Raw genomic sequence first — 22428 nt, 5'->3', positions numbered from 1 at the left:
AAATAATTGCAGGTCATTAACCTGATGTGCAATCAACCCACCTCACTTCACCATCAGCTCCGCGATGCGGATTATTTTGCACTAATTCTGCTAAACCACCATAATGATGAAGTTTTGGTGTATGATAAGGTTTTTTCTGCCCGGTAGTATTGCCTTCATCCTGCAAACTATCGATCCTGTCGTTGGTTTCCATAAAAAATTTAATTATCTATTCAAGGATAAAGTTAATTAATAATTATAATATAACTACAAAATAGCTTCCGCAAAAGTTATATATTTTTGAATCATGCCGTCATCGGGATTAACCGGATATCCATCCCGTTCCAGCCAGGCATGCGAACGCAGTTTTTTGCCGTCTTTTAATATCCCGAATCTAAGAATTGTGTCTATACCTCTTCTTTGTAACATTAGTCTAAAAGCCAGGGAAGAAGACAAACAATTGATAACCGGCCAGAATTTATAAGAAAGCCTGATCATGATACGATACATTTTAAATTCACCCGCTGTAATTACCGGACCGGCTGTATCGTCATAAGGTTTCTCAAATCTTTTCAAATACCTGACCACAGCTTTAAAACTGAACAGCTTTAATAATAAACGCAAAGTAAGGGCAAGCAAAATAGTTCGCCAAAAAAGCCATTTATCAGCATATTTGAAACTTCGGGGCGGAATATTGAACCAATTAGTTTTCAACTGATATCAGTTTTACGTTTCCAAGTTCCGTGATCAGGTTAAACAGATCCTGGCGCAGGGTCTTTTCATCAATATCATATTCGGCAAGCAGCAGCGTAAGTGCTTTTCCTGTATCGCCATCCTCTGAAAGTAGCTGCCACATGCGCGCACCTATATCGTCCAGGCCATAGTATTGCTCACTGTCCATATCCAGCAGTACGCACTCATTGTTAATGTGCTGAAACAGTACATTGTTTGAAATTTTTACGGTTTTAGGTAAGATAAGATTTTCCATAATAGGTAAAGTTTGGTTGTTTGTCTAACAATTTATTTGCCTTATTTCCTTAGGGTATTGCAATTTTATTGATACTTAAGCAAAACCTCTTCTTTGAAAGTATCTATTACCAGTTTTGCTATTCCATCGAATTTTTTTAGTGTTAAAACATGAATTTTATAATATCTGATGGCTTTGGCGATGCTGATCATCCGGGTTGGGTAATCAGGGATTTGAGTTGGTAAAAGTAACGGAATTTCATCAGGTAGTGGATCTATGTTTTCTTTAACATAAACTACTGATAAACTTACCCTGGGTTGAGTTTCCTTAGTCGATGTTGCGCCCCAATGCACCACATCGCCTTCCCATCCCAACATACTGCCGGCCGGTACAGGGAGCGCTTTTGTATTATGCAAAAGCGCTCTGACTTCCTGGCATGTTAAATCGTTCGCATGTACAAACTTCTGAATTAAAGCAGCCGGTATTCTGTTTTTTGCAACAACATACATGCAGCCATTATCAAGTGTGGAATCACTGATCGGGAACCAAACTGTAAACCTATCATCCCTGTCTGAAAAATCAATATGCGGGTTCCACCCTGCACCTGTTTCCGGATGAACGTAATGAACGACCACATGGGGCAGGGCCATATATTTATTGCCCAGGTGGCCAGATAACAGTCTATGCATAGATGGTGTCCTGGTAACTTGCCAAAATTCGTCGTATACAAATGCCCATACTTCGTGCCAGCCTGCGTTTCTTAGATTCTCGACAGCAAGAAGCATCCTGGAAGTAATTTCATCACTGATCAGGGAATGCCCGGATGAAAAATATCCTTCATATTTAAGTTGATGAAGCAACTTGTCTGTATCTTCCTGTGAAAAAGGGTTTTCCTCGAAATTATCAAAATTTAGTCCTTCGCAAATATTTAGCTGCGGATTTAGTTTACGCCAATAATCAGGTGAACTGGCATTTTTAAAGCGCAGGGCGACTTCATCATCTGAAAACCCCTCTTTTTCAAGCATGGCTTTAAACAATGCTTTACCGGCTTCAACTTTTCCTGTTTTCATTTATCAATAAGGTTTCAAATGCATTGATGCAAAAGTGGTAAAATCGGGCTGTGAGCGGAACCAACCCACGCCAACTGTGCGCCTGCCGTTCTCGAGGGTGGTAAGCCTGTGTTCCAGGTCAGGTGATATTTTAAATATAATGGCATCGCCAGCGTTTAACTGACCAAATTCTTTTATTATATGTTCGTCGCCAGTCTTTCTGATCTGAAATTTGCCGCCCGTATAATCATCGGTTCCCAAACAAAGTGTTATTGCCAGCAAACGGTTATCTGAGTTGTCTGAATGCCAACCGATAGCGTGATCGCCGCCTTCTTCACTGCGATGTATCCTTCCTGTAAAATTCCCGATATGATCGCATTGTGCAATATCCTGCAGCATCGAAAAAAGGTCTGGGTTATTAAGCAGCAATTGGAACGTAAATACCACAGGGGCGTTTACCGGAACAAATAGCACTTTGCCAAACTTATTCATCTCATTCATCTCAAATTTGGTTTGAAATGGAGCCAGGTTCAGCTTTTTCAAAATACTTTCTAAAACATTCCCCGATAAAAAACCCGGCACCAAAATGCAATTGGTCGATGCAAATTCTTCCCTGTAATGCTGTATTAAAGCTTCATCGATAAAAGTACCGGTTGCGATCATCGTATCAGATGGGTAAAACAATAAGGTTTGCGATACAGTTAATATTCTATTTAAAGATTAGTAAATTTAGGAAGTTTAAATTACTTAATAGCAATAATGATCAACTAACTTATTTATTATTTATGTCGATTTGGGAAATTGTTATTATTCTGATTTTAATCGTATGGTTAGTGGCAAATGTCTGCTATTCGTTAATGAATAAAAGAATAGCACATTATACTTTTCGAATTGACTTATTCAGGTGGTTGTCTGCTTTTCAGCTTTTTTCAAGGAATATCGAATCATTTCAATTATCCTATCGGGACATGTTAGCCGATCAATCAATTACACAATGGGAGTTAGTAATTCTTAATCAGCAATGGCGATCATACCATGCTATTTGGTTTCCGGGCCGTGCTATAGATGACTGTGCTAAATCGATGATGACTGACCTGGTACACATAATCAGAAAAGATCATTCAGGTTTTGGGCGGAAAAAAATAAAGGAGCGGTTTATTTATCATGCACTATCTCATTTTTTGAAACGATACCCGCAAAATGAAGGCTCTTTGGGAAGGCAGTTTAGAATTCAGGATAAAGAAAATAATGAGGTTTTTATTTCTGATTTCTACAACGAATGAATTTACAACTATCACTTGCTCAAACGCTGGGGTTAATTAACCTTTTCCTGGTTATTTATATACTGATTGATTCCTTTGAGAAAATTTCTATTTACAAAGAATATTTAACAGGGGGCTTATTTAGCTGGAGCCTGTTACGTAAAAACTCATTTTTTACTTCCAGGTCAGAGTCTTTCAGAAATTTTATTGATGTTATTTTCCCTGCCCGCCCCTGGTTTTTTCTGATAGCACTAAGAATAGTTTGTTGCCTGAGTTTACTTGTTTTGCCAACCGCGTCACCACTGCTGGTGTGTTCATATGCAGTATTATTCATCATCGGTTCACTTATGAATTTGCGCAATCTGGCTTATGGTGCAGAGAGTGAAAACAGATTTTCGCTTATAATTATAGGAGCACTTTTACTCCGGAGCCTGGTACCAACGGATATGGTAACTTTGGCAGCGCTGTGGTTTATTGCCTTACAAACTTGTCTTTCATATCTTACAGCCGGGATTTCCAAACTAATGAATGTTAATTGGCGCAATGGAAACGGCTTTAAACGCATTGCAACATCTTATGAATACACATCAATAAAAAAGGTAAATATTTTTTTTGAAGAGCATAAAACCCTTACGAGGTCGATTAATTGGCTGATTATTGTTTTTGAATGTGCATTTCCGGTAGTGCTTTTTGCCGGACGGGGTGTGCTTTGGTGCTTTGTCATTGGTGGAATAATTTTACATGTTACCATTGCCATTGGTCTTAGGTTGGGGAAATTCTTTTGGATATGGGTGGCAACTTACCCTGCACTAATTTATATTACTCAGCGATAAATAATACAATTAAGATAAATGAGCATTCCTATCATTCTCTTTTTGATTGTCTGCATTTTGCTTTTATGGGTAACTATTGCAGGGAAAGAGCTTTATCCTTTTTCTTACTATCCTATGTACTCAGCTCCGCATGACCTGAAAAATATCAGCGTTTTCCGGATCGCAATTGAAAAGAAAGATGGTGGTATAGTATGGTGGCAATCTGAATTTTACAGGTATCCGGAATATTCAGGCAGAAAATTACAACAACTCTGGGCAGCGAGGATCAACAATCAGCAGCAGGAGATATTTCTTCAATTGGAACAGTATCGTTTGTTGATTTCAGTTTTACAAATAATGGAAAAGGAGAACATCAATACACATGAATATAGTGCCTTTCATATTATAGAACGAACCATAAATGCTAACCTGAAACCTGTGAATAAGACAATTGAGATTATCCCATTAAATCGTCTAAAAAGATGATACTGCCCGATTTGTTCAATACAAACACACCCGATAATAGCACCGCTATGTTCGCCAGGTTGTTTTGTGCGGCAGTGGTGCTATTGGTATCTTTTAATTTCGTTCAGCAGTATCGCTATTTTCTTACCCAACCGTCAAAATTATATGGAAAAGGTCCGAAGCTGCTCGGGTTAATATCATTACCTGTTTTAAACCGGTACCAATTTCTAACTAGTGGAGTATGCTTTATTTTATGCTTATCGCTTGTTGTGTTAAACGTTTACCCGTATGCAACGATTGCAATCGCCCTTATCTGTTATTTTTTGTACTTCAGCCAGATCATTTCTTTAGCCTATGTGCAGCGTAAGGCTAATCTTATTCCTATTGTTTTATTGATCCTGTTATTTTCCCCGTCGTTAGACAAGCCATTATCCTTTGCGTCTGCCATCTGGGAGCTTGTCTTGATTAAAATAGTACTCATCCAGGTTTACTTTTCCGCAGGGGTACAAAAAATAAGGCACTCAGGCCTGGGCTGGCTTAATGGTAAATATTTGCAAGCCTATTTGCTAGAAAATTATCTGTGGACAGATAGGAATACAGCTGTGCTGGTAGCCTCTAATAGAGTGTTATGTGCCATATTAAGCGTACTTGTGTTAACCTTCGAATTGACATTTGGTATTGTTTTATTTCTGCCGCAGCTTACTTTTATTTACGTTGGTTTTGCGTTGCTTTTCCACATGGGAACGCTGATAACTATGAGGATAAATTACCTGAAGTACATGGGCCCCATTTATCTTGTATTTTTTACTGATCTGGCTTTCAGGCTAAAAACAATTATTGGAATATGACCGGCGTGATCACAAATGAGGTATTTTTCGGGGAACTAAAGTCTGGCAAGAGGTATATTCCTGTATCAATTGATGTGCAGGAGAATAAAATGAAATGGCTTGATTTTGAGCAGTATCACTTTTACGAAGGCTTTTTTCATAAATCCATCAACCTGTTTTCTGCATTGAAAAAAGAACAGGTTCATTATGTTGTTACTGATCTGGATATTCTGTTTGACGATAGGATTAGGGAAGGCTGTTTATATCCTGCAGGTTTTATTTTTCATGCAAGCCGTTCGGGTTCTACATTGCTGGCCAAGGTATTGGCGCGCTCAGCTGAAAATCATGTGATTAGCGAAGCCGAGCCATTAAACAGCATCTGGAAATACTTTGCAGAGGAAAAACTTAACGATAACGACAAACAGAAAATATTCACAAATCTGGTGCTGGCATTTGGCCGGCCGGGAAGTGTGCATCAAAACTATTTTATCAAGTTCACTTCCTTTAACATCCTGTTTTTTGAATTTATACATCCCGCTTTCCCTGATGTGCCTGCGATATTCATGAGAAGGGATATTGAAGATATATTGAAATCTTTTAACAAAAAATTACCGGGCTGGCTTCAGTCTGGTAATTCAGTATATTTAAAAGAAATCGCCGGAATTGATACCGATGATCCGCGAGCTATCACCCAATGCTTTTTTGAAGAAGCCGGCAAATATCCGCCTGAAATACTTATGCCTGTTGAATATAAAGCTCTTAATGCCGATCTGTTACCAACTATACTGCATCATTTTAATGTGAAAGCAAACGAAAGCCAGTTGAGCCTGATGCAAAAACAATTTTTATTCGATTCAAAAGTAGAGCTCAATCAAAAGAAATTCGGTCATAAATAGCTACTGTTTTTTGTGCGTCGGTCTGATCCGCTCGAATAATAACCTGAACGGTCTAAAAATAAACAAGACTGGATAGAAAATCGCCGGAAGACGAAAAGTATTGATATCGATATGTGACGGGATAAAAATATAAAGGAAGCAGGTTGTAAGTAGTCTGAACTTGTTTTTGAAATTATCCTGTAATGCCAGCGACCGCTTCATGTATGCCGGATTGTCAAATTGAAACTTCCGTATACCAATAGGGCATGCTAATGGTACGCCAAGGTCTTCGCGAGTAAGTTGCCATTGGTAGCTATCCGGAATATTTATACCGATCAGGTCTTTAACTGCAGATAAGCCTTTTTTTAGTTTCTTTTCAAAACCGTACTCTTTTGCGGTATCTAATATTACAGGGTCATTCAATAAATCAGGGTATTTGGACAGTATGCAGGCGATATCGATGTGACATTTAAATTTTGTGCCCATATCTTTAACGAAGTGATTGGAAACTATCGCCAGAAAATCATAAGCAGGGGAGAGTATGGTAAAATCTCCATATTTTGTATGATATGGCATGGTATGCTGTTTGAAAAATGCATACGATGGATACCTGCCCGCGAACCTGTTTAAAAGTGCCCAGTGAATTTCAACGCAGAAATTATAGGCCGGTATGCGGTAAGCTATATCTCTGAAAAATGGAAGATATAACTTCAAATAGCTTCTTGGAACGGTTTCTTTTGCCAGGTATCCGCACGAAATAAAGTAATCTTCAATTTTTCCGACATCGTTTTGATCCCCAATAAAATCAATATCCACGCTTTCGCGCATGGCCATGTTCTCATAATATTGTGATGTCAGCAACGGGCCTTTATAGCTGATAACACTAACTCCAAGCTCCTTCAAATCTTTGGTAATCTTTGCTGCAACCACCGCTTCTATCATATTTTTTTTAAGCGCCAGCTGGCTATCATCTTTGAGGCTTGATTTAAAATTGATGGGTACATTTAATTTGTGTTGCTCGATAACATGATATACGAAAGGCCGGATACTATGAGTCCTGGCTATTTTTTTAACTGATTTCCAGTCAATGTCATGTGTCGCAATAAAATCGTTTAGTTCATCGGCTGACGAAATTGAAAAATATACCCTGCTTATCAGTAACAGAAATAATTGCTCATTTGAATAAATATCAGCTATTTCATTTAATGTGATCATCAGGTATAAGTCCTCTTAAAAAGAAGCTGTTAAAACTAGCAAAGTTTGTGTAAACTTTTGGTTAAAGGGTTATATAATTTCAATCAGTATATTCGTGTAAACTTAAAATTCCTTTAAGATGGCTGAAGTTCCGTTTTCAAAAGCTGATATGGATAAAGTGGTCCAAATGGGGGATATGGATCAATTAGCTGGTCTCCTTAAAAACTATCCTGATAAAGAACAGTTGACGAATTGGTATAAAGATGCTGGTTATCTTGCTAATGCCAGTCCTGGGGAAAATGCCCGCCAGATCATTCGTCATATACATTGTTTTAATTCCTGGGCAGAGTATGAGCACTTTCAAATAGCGATTCAAGATACAAATTCAGCTTTATGGCAGTTTGAGCAGGTTGCTGATGCAATAGCATCAGGCGACTATGATACGATTAAAAGCCTATTGCATAAAAATCCCGACCTAATACACATGCGTTCGGTCCGTAATCATCATTCCACCCTTTTAAATTATATAGGTGCAAATGGGTTTGAGGGTTTTCGTCAGAAAACACCTAAGAATGCCTCAGCAATAGCACGATTACTTCTGGAATCGGGCGCTGAAGTGGATGCCTGGGGGGATATGTACCGAGGAACTTCGACATTAGGTTTGGTAGCTACGAGTGTACATCCTGTTATTACAGGTGTTCAGCAGGAAATAATGGAGGTATTGATCGAATATGGCGCAGATCCAAATCATGCAGTCGCTCCGGATTATACGGATGGTATACTGATACTGGCCTGTTTGCATAACGGTCGCTGTGAGCCGATTAAATATCTTGCAGAAAAAGGTGCGTATGTTGATTTAGAAGCCGCGGGGGGAGTGGATGACCTGGAAAAAGTGAAGTCGTATTTTAATACCGATGGACGTCTGTCGGATGATACTCTTAAGAGCAAACTGGATGCGTGTTTCATCTGGGCTTGCGATTGTGGCAATATGAATATTATAGAATACCTGCTCGAAAAAAGAATAGATGTAAACACCCGCTCAAATGGCATGACCGCTCTGCATTCGGCTGCTTTTGGTGGACATCCTGAAATTGTAAAACTTCTGCTCGACCGGAAAGCGGATATGGAAGCAATTAATGCCTATGGCGGAACGGTGCTGAGTCAAACACTTTGGTGCCTTTATAATCATAAAAAACTTAAGCATTCCGAAATTATGGAGATGCTGATATCAGCCGGTGCTCACATTAAAGAAGAGTGGCAACGTTACATAGACGATCAAAGGCACAGCATCAATTGAAATTATTCCTGAAGTGCACAGCTCCCGCTATTTGATTTTTTGATAAACCAGCAGCCTGAATCCCGGTTATATCAGTAATTAAAACTATTAATTATGGAACTTTTTGTTAAAGACCCCTCAACCGGTGCCTTGTTACGTTTTGAAGCAAGACCGGAAAGGTTGGGTAGCGATCATGGTTTCCATATTATTAATGCTATGGGAAACAAGTTCTTTATTGCCAACCGGTCCGGCGTATGGCGGGTAGTTGATGGCCATCACGTAGAGCCGGAACTGCTCACGAATATCGGCCTTGCGCTTGAGGGAAGGCCACTTAAAGAGCAACTACCTTAAACACGATTCCTTTTTTCTTAAATAGTCAATTGGTTTCATGTAATTTGTTTGAGACCCTTAACTTTTGTTTGATTTTTATTAGCTATAAACGCATAAATTTTCTGAACTTTATATTAACAATAGATACAGTTCAAACCAATACATAACTTATGATTACCGTCACAGTAAACGGGCAGCGGCACGATATAGACGCCGACCCCAATATGCCCCTGTTATGGGCCATCAGGGATATACTTGGTCTTACAGGTACAAAATATGGTTGCGGGGCAGCACAATGCGGTGCCTGCACGATACACCTTAATGGCGAGTCCATACGTTCCTGCTGTACTAAATTAAGCCGTGCGGCCGGTCAGCAGATTGTTACGATTGAAGGGCTTTCTGCTAACAACAACCACCCTTTACAACTGGCATGGAACGAGATGAACGTGCCGCAATGCGGTTATTGCCAATCCGGGCAATTGATGTCTGCAGCGGTGCTGTTGCGTGAAAACCCCAATCCGACCGATCAGGATATTGACGATGCAATGTCAGGCAATATCTGTCGTTGCGGTACCTATCAGCGTATCAGGGCAGCTATTCACAGGGCTGCGGATTTGGCAAAGGAGGGAGCCAAGTCATGAAGAAACTGATCTTTTTGAGCATAATACTGGCGATCACAAGCGTCGTAGCATTATCCTTCAAGACAGAACCTGCAAGGAAAAAGAACAATATGATAGGGATGAAAGATAGCGTAGGCTCTGTGAAGGCATTTATGGCTGTTTATAAAGTGCTGATGAGTCCGCGATGCATGAACTGCCATCCGGCAGGTGATCAGCCTTTACAGGGTGACGACAGTCATATCCATACCATGAATGTAAAAAGGGGAGTTGATGGACATGGCGTTTATTCAATGCGCTGCAGTAATTGCCACCAGGCTGAAAATGATCCGGGTGTGCATTTACCCCCGGGGAACCCTAAATGGGCGCTCCCTCCACCAACTATGCGGATGGTGTTCCAGGGACGTACCCCGCGTCAACTGGCAATACAACTGCTTGACCCTAAACAGAATGGTGGCCGCACTAAAGCACAGATACTTGATCATATAACTAATGACGGCCTGGTGGGTTGGGCATGGCATCCCGGCGAGGGACGTACCTTGCCACCAATGACAAGGGCCGCCCTGGTAACACAAACGCGTTTATGGATTGCGAAGGGTGCTTATGTGCCAAGTGCTAAAGTGAAATAAAAGGATATAAGAAATTGCTTGAGAACCGGGATTGACCTCCCACAAATAGCTTCGAAAAATGGAAACTAACGCAATATCAAGAAGAAATTTTCTCAGGGTTTCCGGTCTGGCCGGAACTGCGCTTTGTTTAGGTTTTTATTCTTCAGCAAGTGCCAAAGAAGATCAGCTTATTCATGCGGCGGATGCAGAAAAGTCGGGAATCCAGATGAATGCATGGATCAATATCGATACCGACGGCAAAGTGACCATTACTGATCATCGGGCCGAGATGGGGCAGGGATCATATCAGTCAGTACCCCAGATTATTGCTGAGGAGCTGGAGGTGGATATGAAAGACATCAACATCATTTTTGCCCAGGGCGATAATAAAAAATACGGAAGCCAGATTACAGGCGGAAGCTCTACTATACGCGGCTCATACAAAAAGTTATTACAGCTTAGTGCGACAGCGCGCGAGATGCTTATTGCTGCTGCTGCTGCCAAATGGGGCGTTCCGGCATCGGAATGTTACGCAGAATCTGGTAATGTGATCCACAAACCATCAGGTAAAAAATTTCATTATGGCGAACTCGTTACTGACGCATCAAAATTGGAAGCACCCAAAGATGTTCAGCTTAAAAAAGTATCAGAATATAAATTGATCCGCAAACCGCTGAACCGCAAGGATACACCATTAAAAACTAATGGTACAGCCATATTCGGTTTAGATAAGAAGTTGCCCGGAATGCTTTATGCTGCAGTTGAAAGAAGTCCAAGGCAGCGCGGCAAAATAAAGAGCTTTGATGATACAGCTGCGAAGAAGGTTCCTGGCGTACAAAAAGTCTTTAAAGTGCAGATGGCGGTTTTTAATACCGCTCGCGAAGGTGTTGCAGTGGTGGCCAATTCTACATGGGCAGCTATAGAAGGAAAGAAAGCATTGAAAGTAGAATGGGACGATAGCGGTTTTGAGCATGTGAATACGTCTGATATCTATAAAAAGCATGAAGAATTACTTAAAACCAGCGAAGGATTGTTCGCGAAAAAACAAGGTGACCCCGATGCGGCCTTGAAGCAGAGTACAAAGACACTTGATGCGATCTATCAGACACCCTACCAGGCACATGCTGCAATGGAGCCTTTAAATTGCGTTGCACATTACCAGGGAGATAAGGTAGAGATATGGGGGCCTATACAAGCGCCAGATTGGATACAGGCAGACATCAGCGGCAGGCTCAAGATTCCGCAGGAAAATGTGATCGTCAATATGACCTTTCTCGGTGGTGGTTTTGGCAGGAAAGCTTTTATGGATTACCCACATGAAGCTGTAATGATCTCAAAAGAGATCGGTGCACCCGTGCAGGTAGTTTGGACCCGCGAGGATGATATGACCCAGGGGCCTTATCGTGCAGGGATATCTTATCGCGGACAAGGCGCTATTGAAAATGGACAGGTCACCGCTTTGAAATTTAAAATGGCCGGGCAGAATATCGGTCATTGGCAAAGCGACAAACGGGATAAAGCAAATGACAGCGCCTCTGAAGGTTTTTTAAAGCCTTATTTTGATAGTATTAAGAATATCAGCTTTGCTGATGTGCCTTATGAAATGCCGTTGCCTAACATGTGGTGGCGCTCGGTTTATGCCTCTACCAATGGGTTTGCTTATGAAAGTTTTATGAACGAAATGGCCGCATTGGCAGGAAAGGATCAGCTTGATTTTCGCCGTGAATATTTAAAAGATGAACGCTGTCAGCGCCTGATCGATAAGATGGAAGAGGTATCCGGATGGAAAAACCGTGGTAAAAACGAAGGGTATGGTGTGGCAATTACTGAGTGCTTTAGCAGCACCGTAGGCCAGGTAGTGAAAGTTTCAAGAAAAAGTAACGGAGGTATTAAGATCGATCATGTATGGGCAGTGATGGATTGTGGCTGGTATGTTAATCCTGATATTATCAAGGCGCAGGTAGAAGGCTCGGTGGTAATGGCTTTGGGGGCCGCAACAACGCATGAGATCACCTTTAAAGATGGCTTAGCTGAACAGAGAAATTTTTACGCCTACCAGATGCCGCGGATGAGTGATGTGCCTGTAGTGGATGTATATGTGATGGATAATAATGAAGATGCCGGGGGCGTTGGAGAACCGGGGCTTCCGCCATTCACTCCGGCGCTGACTGACGCTATTTTTGACCTGACCGGAAAGCGTATCCGCAAACTGCCATTTAATATGAATGCGGTTTAGCTTATTTCATTATTTATCTTGAACTTGCGCTTCATCAATCTATAAAAACCGAATGAACATAAAATTCTTTTGTCCGCGCTGGGGAAGTACGGGATTGTCTTGGGATGATTTTCTCTCAAAAGTAAAAGATGCCGGATATGATGGCATCGAATACGGAATAGCTAATAGTACACCCGCAAGCGAGCTCGAAATGGTATGCAGAAAGGCTGAACAAGCAGGTTTATTGGTCATTGCCCAGCACTATGAGACAAGTGATCTCGATATCGATGTTCATGCTGATAATTTCGCTGCGTGGTTCAGGAAAATCGAACCCTTTAACTGGATAAAGATCAACTCACAAACCGGCAAAGATTTTTTCACCTTTGAACAAAATAAGAAACTGATCGATGTAGCTGCTGCCTATGCCGATAGGACAGGCATACCTGTGTACCATGAAACTCACAGGGCAAAGTTTACTTTCGCTGCTCACATAACTAAAGAATACCTGCAAAAACTGCCTAACTTAAAATTGACTCTCGACATATCTCATTGGGTGAATGTGGCCGAATCATTTCTTGAAAATCAACCCGAAGCTGTTGAACTGGCATTGGAAAGAGCGGGACATTTGCATGCCCGTGTAGGATATCCTGAAGGTCCGCAGGTAGCAGATCCCCGCGTACCGGAATGGCAGGAAGCATTGAACCATCATTTGCAGTGGTGGGATAAGGTTGTCCACAGAATCAGTAACCAGGAAGGAGATAATTTGGTAACGATTTCGCCTGAATTCGGGCCGCATCCGTACATGGTTCATTTGCCCGTAACGGGTGAGCCGATTGCCAATCAATGGGATATAAATGTATTTATGATGCAACTGCTAAAGGAGCGTTATTCGTGAGAAAACAGGTTTATATTGCAGCTGTTTTTAGCTGTTAACCTGTTAATTATCTCATTTTCAAATACTTGAATTGATGGAAATGTAACTTTCTTATAACTCCCTCACGTATAAGGGATTGTGAAAGATCTGCATCCAAAACTTATTGTTCAAAAACTCAGGGAATCGTTCAAAGCGGTTTTTGGAGGGGATGCTACGAATGAACAATTCATAGAAGTTTTTATAACGATCTTATTCTTTTCCCTGCTTATAGTCTCATTTTTCGTATTCAACAGATATTGAAAGATTAGCTTTAATGAAATTTTCTATCTCCTTCTGTTTCAATAATCTTTCTTTTAAAGATTATAATTATCTTTAAACCATCTTTACTTCCTATGTGGCCAATTGAGGGGATGGTTATTCCCGGGCAGTTTTTTAACCGGCAATAGCAGAATAATAGTTGTTTTTCGGAGAGCGGTGGCCTTCCGGATGGAATTTTAGTCGAAGCAAATGGATAAACTTATACTTGGATTATACACTATATCACCAAAAAGCAAAGTCACAGGGAAAGAAAACCGAACGGTAATTGCTTGTAAGAGTGAGATTAATCGCCTGTGGGCAAAGACTTTTTTGGTGATATTGGTCTTCGCATCATTGATGGTGTCAGCCACGAATGTTTTTGCGCAGACAGATGCTACCTTATCCAATCTCACGATTACCCCGGGCTCACTGAATGAAACCTTTAATAGTGGTTTAAACAGTTATACAGCGAATGTAGGTTTTACGACCAATAGTATTACAGTAACTCCAACCACCAATGATGTAAATGCAACGGTAACTGTAAACGGCTTAAGCCCATCAACGCCGGTTAGCCTAAATGTTGGCTCCAATACGATCAATATTTTAGTAACAGCCCAGGATGGTGTAACTACAGATCCTTACACTATTACCGTAACACGAGCGGCGGCATCGACAGATGCTTCTTTATCCAACCTGACCACCAGTGCCGGGGCATTGACACCAGGATTTACAAGCGGCAATCAGACCTATGCAGCAAGCGTAGGTAATGGGACAACAAGCATTACCGTAACCCCGACGACAACAGATGGGAACGCAACCGTAACTGTCAATGGTTCACCTGCGACAAGCGGAAACCCATTCACAGTTAGTGGTTTGATAGTGGGTGTAAACCCGGTCACCATAGTAGTAACAGCACAGGACGGGACAACCCAAATCAGTTACACGATAAATGTAACTCAAGCAGCATCAACAGTATCGTCCTTATCGAACCTGACGACCAGCGCCGGGGCATTAACGCCCGGATTTACGAGCGGCAACCTCACTTATGCAGCCAGTGTAGGCAATGCAACAACCAGCATCACCGTCACTCCAACAGTGACGGATGGAACTGCAACTGTAACCGTGAATGGCTCGCCGGCAACAAGCGGAAACCCGTCTACAATCAGTGGCTTGACAGTAGGTGTGAACCCGGTCATTATAGTAGTTACCGCACAGGATGGAACCACTCAGACTACTTATACGCTCAATGTAACCCGTGCAGCATCAACAGTATCATCCTTATCGAACCTGACCACCAGCGCCGGTGCATTAACACCCGGTTTTACGAGTGCTAACCAGACTTATGCAGCAAGTGTTGGCAATGCAACAACAAGTATTACCGTCACCCCAACAGTGACGGATGGAACTGCAAGCGTAACCGTGAATGGAGCACCAGCCATAAGCGGAAACCCGTCTACAGTCAGTGGTTTGACAGTAGGTGTGAACCCGGTTACTATAGTAGTAACAGCACAGGATGGTACAACTCAAACCACCTACACGCTAAATGTAACCCGTGCAGGATCTGCAGTAGCAACTTTAAGTAACCTGACGACCAGTGCCGGTGCATTGACACCAGGGTTTACGAGCGGGAACCAGACCTATGCAGCCAGTGTGGGCAATGCGACAACCAGCATCACCGTAACACCGACAACGGCGGATGTTAATGCCAGCGTGACCGTAAATGGCTCACCGGCAACAAGCGGAAACCCGTCCACAATTAGTGGTTTGACGGTAGGTGTGAACCCGGTGACGATAGTGGTTACCGCTCAGGATGGAACAACTCAAACTACTTATACGCTCAATGTAACCCGCGCGGGATCAGCAGTAGCAACCTTAAGTAACTTAACAACCAGTGCAGGGGCATTGACACCAGGCTTTACAAGCGGAAACCAGACTTACGCAGCTAGTGTGGGGAACGCAACAACCAGCATTACCGTCACCCCGACAACGACTGATGTTAATGCAAGCGTGACTGTGAATGGATCACCTGCGACAAGCGGAAACCCGTCCACCGTTAGTGGTTTGACGGTAGGTGTGAACCCGGTTACCATCGTAGTCACCGCTCAGGATGGTACAACTCAAACTACCTATACGCTAAATGTAACCCGTGCGGGATCAGCAGTAGCAACATTATCGAACCTGACTACCAGTGCCGGAGCATTAACACCCGGATTTACGAGTGGCAACCAGACATATGCAGCCAGTATAGGCAATGCAACAACAAGCATCACTGTCACCCCGACAACAACGGATGTGAATGCAAGTGTGACCGTAAATGGCTCACCTGCGACAAGCGGAAACCCGTCCACCGTTAGTGGTTTGACGGTAGGTGTGAACCCGGTTACCATCGTAGTAACCGCGCAAGATGGTACGACTCAAACTACCTATACGCTCAATGTAACCAGGGCAGCATCAGCAGTAGCAACATTATCGAACCTGACGACCAGCGCCGGTGCATTAACACCCGGGTTTACGAGTGGCAACCAGATATATGCAGCCAGTATAGGCAATGCAACAACAAGTATTACGGTCACCCCGACAACGACGGATGTGAATGCCAGCGTGACCGTGAATGGCTCACCTGCGACAAGCGGAAATCCGTCTACAGTTAGTGGTTTGACGGTAGGTGTGAACCCGGTTACAATAGTAGTCACTGCTCAGGATGGAACAACTCAAACTACCTATACACTCAATGTAACCAGGGCAGCATCAGCAGTAGCAACATTATCGAACCTGACTACCAGTGCCGGAGCATTAACACCCGGATTTACGAGTGGCAACCAGACATATGCAGCCAGTATAGGCAATGCAACAACAAGCATCACTGTCACCCCGACGACAACGGATGTAAATGCCAGTGTGACTGTGAATGGATCACCTGCAACAAGCGGAAACCCGTCCACCGTCAGTGGTTTGACGGTAGGTGTGAATCCGGTCACCATTGTAGTGACCGCTCAGGACGGGACCACTCAAACCACCTATACGCTCACTGTAACCCGTGCGGGATCGTCAGTAGCGACGTTATCTAATCTTGCTTTAAGTACCGGAACATTGACTCCTGCATTTGACAGTGCAACCAACAACTACACAGCTTCTGTAAGTAATGCGACAACAAGCATCACCGTAACCCCAACTACATCAGATGTTAATTCGACAGTAACGGTGAATGGTACGGCGGTAACCAGCGGTAATGCATCAGGCCCTATCACTCTAAATGTCGGCGCGAATACGATCACAACAGTGGTCACTGCACAGGATGGAACTACGACAAATACCTATACAACTGTAGTAACCCGTGCTGGTTCATCAGATGCGACATTGAGTAACCTGACCATTAGCGCAGGAACGCTAACACCTGCTTTTTCAAGTACAGTTACCTCTTACACAGACAATGTGGCTAATCTCATTGCCTCAATTACTGTATCACCTACTGCTAATGACCCGAATGCTACAATAACAGTAAACGGGGTTGCGGTAGCCTCTGGAGGAACATCGTTACCTTTGATTTTGCTTGTCGGCCCGATATCTCTTGGTCAGAATATAGTTACCATCGTAGTTACTGCACAGGACGGAACGACTAATACTTATACAATTAATGTAGGGCGTGCTTCTTCGACCGTAGCGACATTATCGAACCTGACTTTGAGTTCAGGAACATTAAACCCTGCATTCGACAGCGCGACCAACAATTACACCGCTTCAGTAGCCAACGCGACAACAAGTATTACAGTAACCCCGACTACAACTGATCCCACCTCGACAGTCACCGTAAATGGTACTGCGGTTACAAGCGGAAACGCGTCAGGACCGATCACCTTAAATGTTGGTCCGAATACAATAACAACAGTAGTCACTGCACAGGATGGAACGACGACCAATACTTATACGGTAGTTGTCACACGCGCACCGTCATCGGATGCGACATTGTCTAACCTGGTGCTAAGTTCAGGCACGCTGACTCCGGCTTTCGCCAGCGGAACGATCAGTTATACAGCGAGTGTAACTAATGGAACAACAACTATCACGGTTACGCCTACAACTAATGATCCGACATCAACAGTCACCGTTAACGGTACAGCGGTGGCAAGCGGAAATGCTTCAGGACTGATCAGCCTGAACGTTGGTGCGAATACCATCACAGTGGTAGTAACCGCGCAGGATGGCACGACAACAGGCACTTATACAGTCGTAGTAACCCGTGCGCCATCATCTGATGCAACGTTATCTAATCTGACCATCAGCTCAGGAACTTTAACACCAGGATTTGCAAGTGGAACGATCAGCTATACTGCCAGCGTAGGCAATGCGATTACAAGTATTACAGTAACGCCAACTGTGAATGATCCAACATCGACAGTAACAGTAAATGGTACAGCTGTAACAAGCGGAACAGCTTCGGGGGCAATTACTTTAAATGTCGGAGCCAATACAATTACAACTGTAGTAACCGCGCAGGATGGTACAACCACAACTACTTATACCATTGTAGTAACCCGTGCTGCCTCATCGGATGCGACATTGTCTAATTTGACTATTAGTGCCGGAACACTGGCGCCTGCATTTGCCAGTGGAACTGTTAGTTACGCTGCCAGCGTTGCCAACACAACAACCAGTATTACGGTAACACCGACAGCTAATGATCCTACCTCGACCATAACGGTTAATGGTACGGCGGTGGCATCAGGTAGTGCATCAGGATCAATAGCTTTAAATGTTGGCACAAACACAATCACTGTTGTGGTTACCGCACAAGACGGAACGACAACTGATACCTATACTATTTCTGTATCAAGGGCGCCTTCGTCTATAGTCACCTTAAGCAATTTAACAATTAGTTCCGGTACACTTACACCTGCATTTAGCAGTTCGACATTGAGCTACGTGGCCAGCGTTACGAATGCAACGACAAGTATAACCGTTACTCCAACTACAACAGACCCCACAGCAACTGTTACAGTAAATGGGGTGCCGGTTACATCGGGAAGCGCATCCGGGCCGATCCCATTGAATGTCGGGCCTAATACGATCAATGTATTAGTCACCGCCCAGGATGGGTTAACAACAACAACCTATTCAATAAATGTTACCCGCGGACCGTCTGCTGATGCCACATTATCAAACCTGACAATTAGCAGCGGAACATTGCTTCCTATTTTCTTGAGCGGTATTACCAATTATACAGCCATCGTACCCAATGCGACTACGAGTATCACAGTTACACCAACTACCAATAATCCGAATGCCACGGTAACTGTAAATGGAGTGCTCGTAACAAGCGGTACTGCATCAGGTGCCATAGGATTAAACGTGGGGACGAATACAATTACCACAATTGTAACCGCCCAGGATGGAACAACGACTGATACTTATACTATTGTAGTTACCCGTGCGCCTTCGTCTTCAGCGACGTTATCCAACCTGATCTTAAGCTCAGGAACCCTTAATCCAACGTTTGCAAGCGGCACCAATATCTATACAGCGATAGTTCCTAACTCGGTATCGAGTATTACTTTAACGCCAACTGCTACCGATCCGACCTCAACAATATTGGTGAATGGTACCCCGGTTCCTTCAGGAACCGCATCTGGGTCGATACCATTGATCGTTGGTCCAAACTTAATAACCGTTTTGGTTACTGCTCAGGATGGGATTACAACGGATACTTACCTGGTAACAGTCAACCGTTCGCAATCATCAACGGCTACTTTATCTAATCTGACCCTCAGTTCAGGAACCCTAACACCAACTTTTAACGGTGCAGTTACTGCCTACACAGCAGATGTCACTAACGCAACAACAAGTATTACCGTAACGCCTACAACAACCGATCCGACAGCTGCGGTGACAGTGAACGGAACCCCGGTTGTAAGCGGGACCGCATCGGGTTCGATACCGTTAGTTATAGGCCCAAACACGATTACTGTAATAGTTACTGCCCAGGATGGTGTTACTTCAAGCGTATATACGGTTACTGTTAACCGGGCTGCGTCATCAATAGCCACATTGAGTGATCTGACCATAAGTTCGGGGACACTGGTTCCGGCCTTTACCAGCGGCACCACCAGTTACGTTACGGATGTTGACAATACGGTTACCAGCATTACCGTTACCCCAACCACAACGGATGCCACAGCAACGGTAACCGTTAATGGTACTGCAGTGACAAGCGGAACGGCCTCGAACGCTATCAATCTTAATGTTGGCGCCAATACTATTACAACAGTTGTTACCGCACAGGATGGAACAACAACGGATACCTATACTATAATTGTTAACCGGGCGCCATCATCCATAGCATCACTCAGCAATTTAGATTTAAGCTCAGGGTCGCTTACACCTGTGTTTGCAAGCGGTACTTTAAGCTATGTAGCAGGGGTAAGCAATGCTACTACGAGTATTACAGTAACACCAACAACCACCGATCCGACATCAACAGTGACCGTCAATGGCGTAGCTGTAGCAAGTGGCTCAGCATCAGGAAGCATACCTTTGGTAATCGGTCCGAATACGGTTACCGTAGTAGTAACTGCGCAGGATGGCGTTACAAAAACAACCTACATAGTAGTAGTTACCCGCACGGCATCATCTACAGCTACATTAAGTAACCTGACCATCAGCTCGGGGACACTTGCGCCTAATTTTAACACGTCTGTTACCAGTTATGCAGTGAGCGTCGCAAATGCAGTTAGCAGCGTTACGGTAACCCCGACGACTACTGATCCTACCTCCACCATTACTGTAAACGGAACTGCTGTAGCATCAGGAAGTGCCTCAGGCTCTATTCCACTACAAGTAGGTAGTAATATAATCAATGTTATAGTAACCGCGCAGGATGGCACTACGGTTACTTACACAATCACTGTATCGCGCACGCCCGCAACGTCGGTAGTATTGGCTAACCTGACGATCAGTTCAGGCTCATTGGCTCCTGATTTTTCGAGCACTGTCTTTGGTTATGCATCTGCGGTAGCAAACGCAACAACCAGCCTGACAGTAACAGCTACAACAAGCGATCCTACAAATACCATTACTATAAATGGTGTGCAAACAGGATCGGGTACGCCTTCTGCACCAATATCGTTAAATGTCGGGGCCAATGTTATTACAGTAATTGTTTCCGCTCCGGGTGGCGCATCAACAACTTATACTATTACAGTTGCGAGGGCAGGAACAACCGTTGCAACTTTGAGTAATCTTACCTTAAGCCAGGGAACGCTCAAACCGGTATTTGCAAGCAGTACATTGAGCTACACCGCCAGTGTGGATTATAGCGTAAGTTCCATCACTGTAACGCCAACTACCAGCGATGCAAATGCTACCATAAAAGTAGATGGCGTAGTAGCATTCAGCGGCCAGCCAAGCCGGGTGATCGATTTAGATCCGGGCGATAATACAATTACAGTGGATGTTCTGGCGCAGGATGGTATCACTACGGTATCCTACACAGTCGTAGTTACCAGGAATGTACCGCAAAATGACGTGATCGCAAATAATCTGCTGACTCCTAACGGGGATGGCAAGAATGATACCTGGTTTATCAAGAATATTGATCTGTTCCCTAATAATACAGTTACGGTGTTTGACCATTCGGGCAAGATAATGTATACCAAAAAGGGATACAGCAATGATTGGGATGGAAACTACAATGGCCAGCCGCTGAAAGAGGATACCTATTATTATGTAATCGACCTGGGGCCGGGTGATAAAAAGATCAAAGGATACATCACAGTACTTAAAAGACGATAATTAGGTACGACAAAACCTTGAATGACAAAATGCTGAATCAAAATATAACAAAGAATAAAAATAGGGCGATTGCACTGATGAGAAGATTGACCGGTTGTGCCGCTATAATTCTGTTCTGCGGAAATTATGCGCATGCACAATTGACTAACATACAATCGATCTATTTTCAGAATCAATACCTGGCAAACCCGGCCCTGGCGGGTATGGAACCGCAGCTAAACCTGAATATGGATTACCATCAACAGTGGATAGGGGTGCCCGGCAGTCCAACATTGACAACTTTTACGGCTGATTATAATTCCGGAAACAAAGTTGGGCTGGGTTTAAATGTTTATGGCGATAATGCAGGATTGATCAGCAGGACGCGGATAATGGGGACTTATGCTTATCACATCCCTTTAAATGATAAGGGGTCTAAATTAAGCCTGGGTTTATCAATTGGTTTTAGCGATGCACATGTCAATGAGGGGGATGTTGTAGGCGATCAGGGCGATTTAGCAGTATCCCAGTTTAACGCCCATGGGGTATATGCTGATGGGGATATAGGTGTCGCATACACCAGCCCAAAGTTTAATGCACAATTTTCATTACCTAATCTTAAAAGAGCATTTTTTCAAACCCAGGCGGATGCGGTAGATGTGGAGGCATCGACATTTTATGCAGCAATGAGCTATAAAATACAATTAAATTATGCTAACAACTACAGTATTTATAGTATTGAACCAAAGGTGGCTTATCGTGGCATAATGGGCTACAGTAACGTTTTTGATGTAGGCTTTAATTTTTACAGAACAACTTTTGAAGATAATTACCAATTGAACCTGCAGGGAATTTATCATAGCGACAATAGCCTTTCATGGGGCTTTGGCATAGACTATCATACGCTGGGGTTATTATTTACTTATACCTACAATACCGGTCAGCTGAGCAGTTATGCCAACAATACTTTTGAGTTGGGTATTAGCCTGAAATTGCTTAAAAAGACTACTTTATAAA

General features: G+C 43.1%; 19 protein-coding genes. 13 read left to right on the top strand and 6 right to left on the bottom strand.

Going from position 1 to position 22428, the window contains the following annotated elements; genetic code table 11:
* Positions 1-16: 16 nt before the first annotated feature.
* The 5 genes from VIM89_RS01960 to VIM89_RS01940 form a co-directional block, all read right to left on the bottom strand.
* Complete coding sequence (locus VIM89_RS01960) at positions 17-193, bottom strand: hypothetical protein (RefSeq protein ID WP_488154442.1); 177 nt, start codon at positions 191-193, stop codon at positions 17-19.
* A 53-nt stretch (positions 194-246) separates the two neighbouring features.
* Positions 247-693, bottom strand: a complete 447-nt coding sequence (locus VIM89_RS01955) for a lasso peptide biosynthesis B2 protein (RefSeq protein ID WP_488154441.1) — start codon at positions 691-693, stop codon at positions 247-249.
* Entirely contained in the window at positions 683-967 is a 285-nt protein-coding gene (locus VIM89_RS01950; RefSeq protein ID WP_488154440.1) for a PqqD family protein, read from the bottom strand. The genes VIM89_RS01955 and VIM89_RS01950 overlap by 11 nt, the downstream gene beginning before the upstream one ends.
* A gap of 65 nt (positions 968-1032) precedes the next feature.
* The gene (locus VIM89_RS01945; protein WP_488154439.1) at positions 1033-2016 is read right to left on the bottom strand and encodes a phytanoyl-CoA dioxygenase family protein; all 984 of its coding nucleotides are present in this window, start codon (positions 2014-2016) and stop codon (positions 1033-1035) included.
* Between the two features lie 3 nt (positions 2017-2019).
* Positions 2020-2658, bottom strand: coding sequence for a 2OG-Fe(II) oxygenase (locus VIM89_RS01940; RefSeq protein WP_488154438.1), 639 nt, complete (start codon positions 2656-2658; stop codon positions 2020-2022).
* Between the two features lie 305 nt (positions 2659-2963).
* On the opposite strand from VIM89_RS01940, the gene VIM89_RS01935 reads away from it, so the two are divergent.
* The 5 genes from VIM89_RS01935 to VIM89_RS01915 are packed head-to-tail and all read left to right on the top strand — an operon-like array spanning position 2964 to position 6257.
* Positions 2964-3278, top strand: coding sequence for a hypothetical protein (locus VIM89_RS01935; protein ID WP_488154437.1), 315 nt, complete (start codon positions 2964-2966; stop codon positions 3276-3278).
* A complete protein-coding gene (locus tag VIM89_RS01930) occupies positions 3275-4090 on the top strand; it encodes an HTTM domain-containing protein (RefSeq protein WP_488154436.1) in 816 nt (271 codons plus the stop codon). Before VIM89_RS01935 ends, VIM89_RS01930 begins: the two co-directional genes overlap by 4 nt.
* Before the next feature lie 18 nt (positions 4091-4108).
* Positions 4109-4555 (top strand): hypothetical protein, encoded by a 447-nt coding sequence (locus tag VIM89_RS01925; protein WP_488154435.1) that lies wholly within the window; start codon positions 4109-4111, stop codon positions 4553-4555.
* Positions 4552-5382 (top strand): HTTM domain-containing protein, encoded by an 831-nt coding sequence (locus VIM89_RS01920; protein ID WP_488154434.1) that lies wholly within the window; start codon positions 4552-4554, stop codon positions 5380-5382. Before VIM89_RS01925 ends, VIM89_RS01920 begins: the two co-directional genes overlap by 4 nt.
* Positions 5379-6257: a sulfotransferase gene (locus VIM89_RS01915; protein ID WP_488154433.1), complete on the top strand. Its 879-nt coding sequence runs from the start codon at positions 5379-5381 to the stop codon at positions 6255-6257. The genes VIM89_RS01920 and VIM89_RS01915 overlap by 4 nt, the downstream gene beginning before the upstream one ends.
* On the opposite strand, the gene VIM89_RS01910 is transcribed toward VIM89_RS01915, so the two are convergent.
* The gene (locus tag VIM89_RS01910; RefSeq protein WP_488154432.1) at positions 6258-7451 is read right to left on the bottom strand and encodes a nucleotidyltransferase family protein; all 1194 of its coding nucleotides are present in this window, start codon (positions 7449-7451) and stop codon (positions 6258-6260) included. It abuts the gene before it with no gap.
* Positions 7452-7569: 118 nt separating this feature from the next.
* Between VIM89_RS01910 and VIM89_RS01905 the strand changes: the two genes are divergently transcribed.
* From VIM89_RS01905 to VIM89_RS01870, 8 genes are all read left to right on the top strand, one after another.
* Positions 7570-8727: an ankyrin repeat domain-containing protein gene (locus tag VIM89_RS01905; RefSeq protein WP_488154431.1), complete on the top strand. Its 1158-nt coding sequence runs from the start codon at positions 7570-7572 to the stop codon at positions 8725-8727.
* 93 nt (positions 8728-8820) lie between these two features.
* On the top strand, positions 8821-9057 hold the full coding sequence (locus tag VIM89_RS01900) for a hypothetical protein (RefSeq protein ID WP_488154430.1): 237 nt from the start codon (positions 8821-8823) through the stop codon (positions 9055-9057).
* Positions 9058-9206: 149 nt separating this feature from the next.
* Positions 9207-9677 (top strand): (2Fe-2S)-binding protein, encoded by a 471-nt coding sequence (locus VIM89_RS01895; protein WP_488154429.1) that lies wholly within the window; start codon positions 9207-9209, stop codon positions 9675-9677.
* Positions 9674-10282: a hypothetical protein gene (locus tag VIM89_RS01890; protein WP_488154428.1), complete on the top strand. Its 609-nt coding sequence runs from the start codon at positions 9674-9676 to the stop codon at positions 10280-10282. The genes VIM89_RS01895 and VIM89_RS01890 overlap by 4 nt, the downstream gene beginning before the upstream one ends.
* Before the next feature lie 58 nt (positions 10283-10340).
* Positions 10341-12497 carry a xanthine dehydrogenase family protein molybdopterin-binding subunit gene (locus VIM89_RS01885; protein ID WP_488154427.1) on the top strand — a complete coding sequence of 719 codons (2157 nt, stop codon included), beginning with the start codon at positions 10341-10343 and terminating at the stop codon, positions 12495-12497.
* A 52-nt stretch (positions 12498-12549) separates the two neighbouring features.
* Positions 12550-13371 (top strand): sugar phosphate isomerase/epimerase family protein, encoded by an 822-nt coding sequence (locus tag VIM89_RS01880; protein WP_488154426.1) that lies wholly within the window; start codon positions 12550-12552, stop codon positions 13369-13371.
* Between the two features lie 486 nt (positions 13372-13857).
* Entirely contained in the window at positions 13858-21432 is a 7575-nt protein-coding gene (locus tag VIM89_RS01875) for a cadherin-like beta sandwich domain-containing protein (RefSeq protein WP_488154425.1), read from the top strand.
* Between the two features lie 77 nt (positions 21433-21509).
* Positions 21510-22427: a PorP/SprF family type IX secretion system membrane protein gene (locus VIM89_RS01870; protein ID WP_488154424.1), complete on the top strand. Its 918-nt coding sequence runs from the start codon at positions 21510-21512 to the stop codon at positions 22425-22427.
* Position 22428 lies beyond the last annotated feature (1 nt).

Source organism: Mucilaginibacter sp. (assembly GCF_036568825.1).
Taxonomy (GTDB): Bacteria; Bacteroidota; Bacteroidia; order Sphingobacteriales; family Sphingobacteriaceae; genus Mucilaginibacter.
Note: the sequence above shows the minus strand (reverse complement) of the source record. Positions and strands in the feature narration are given on the sequence as shown.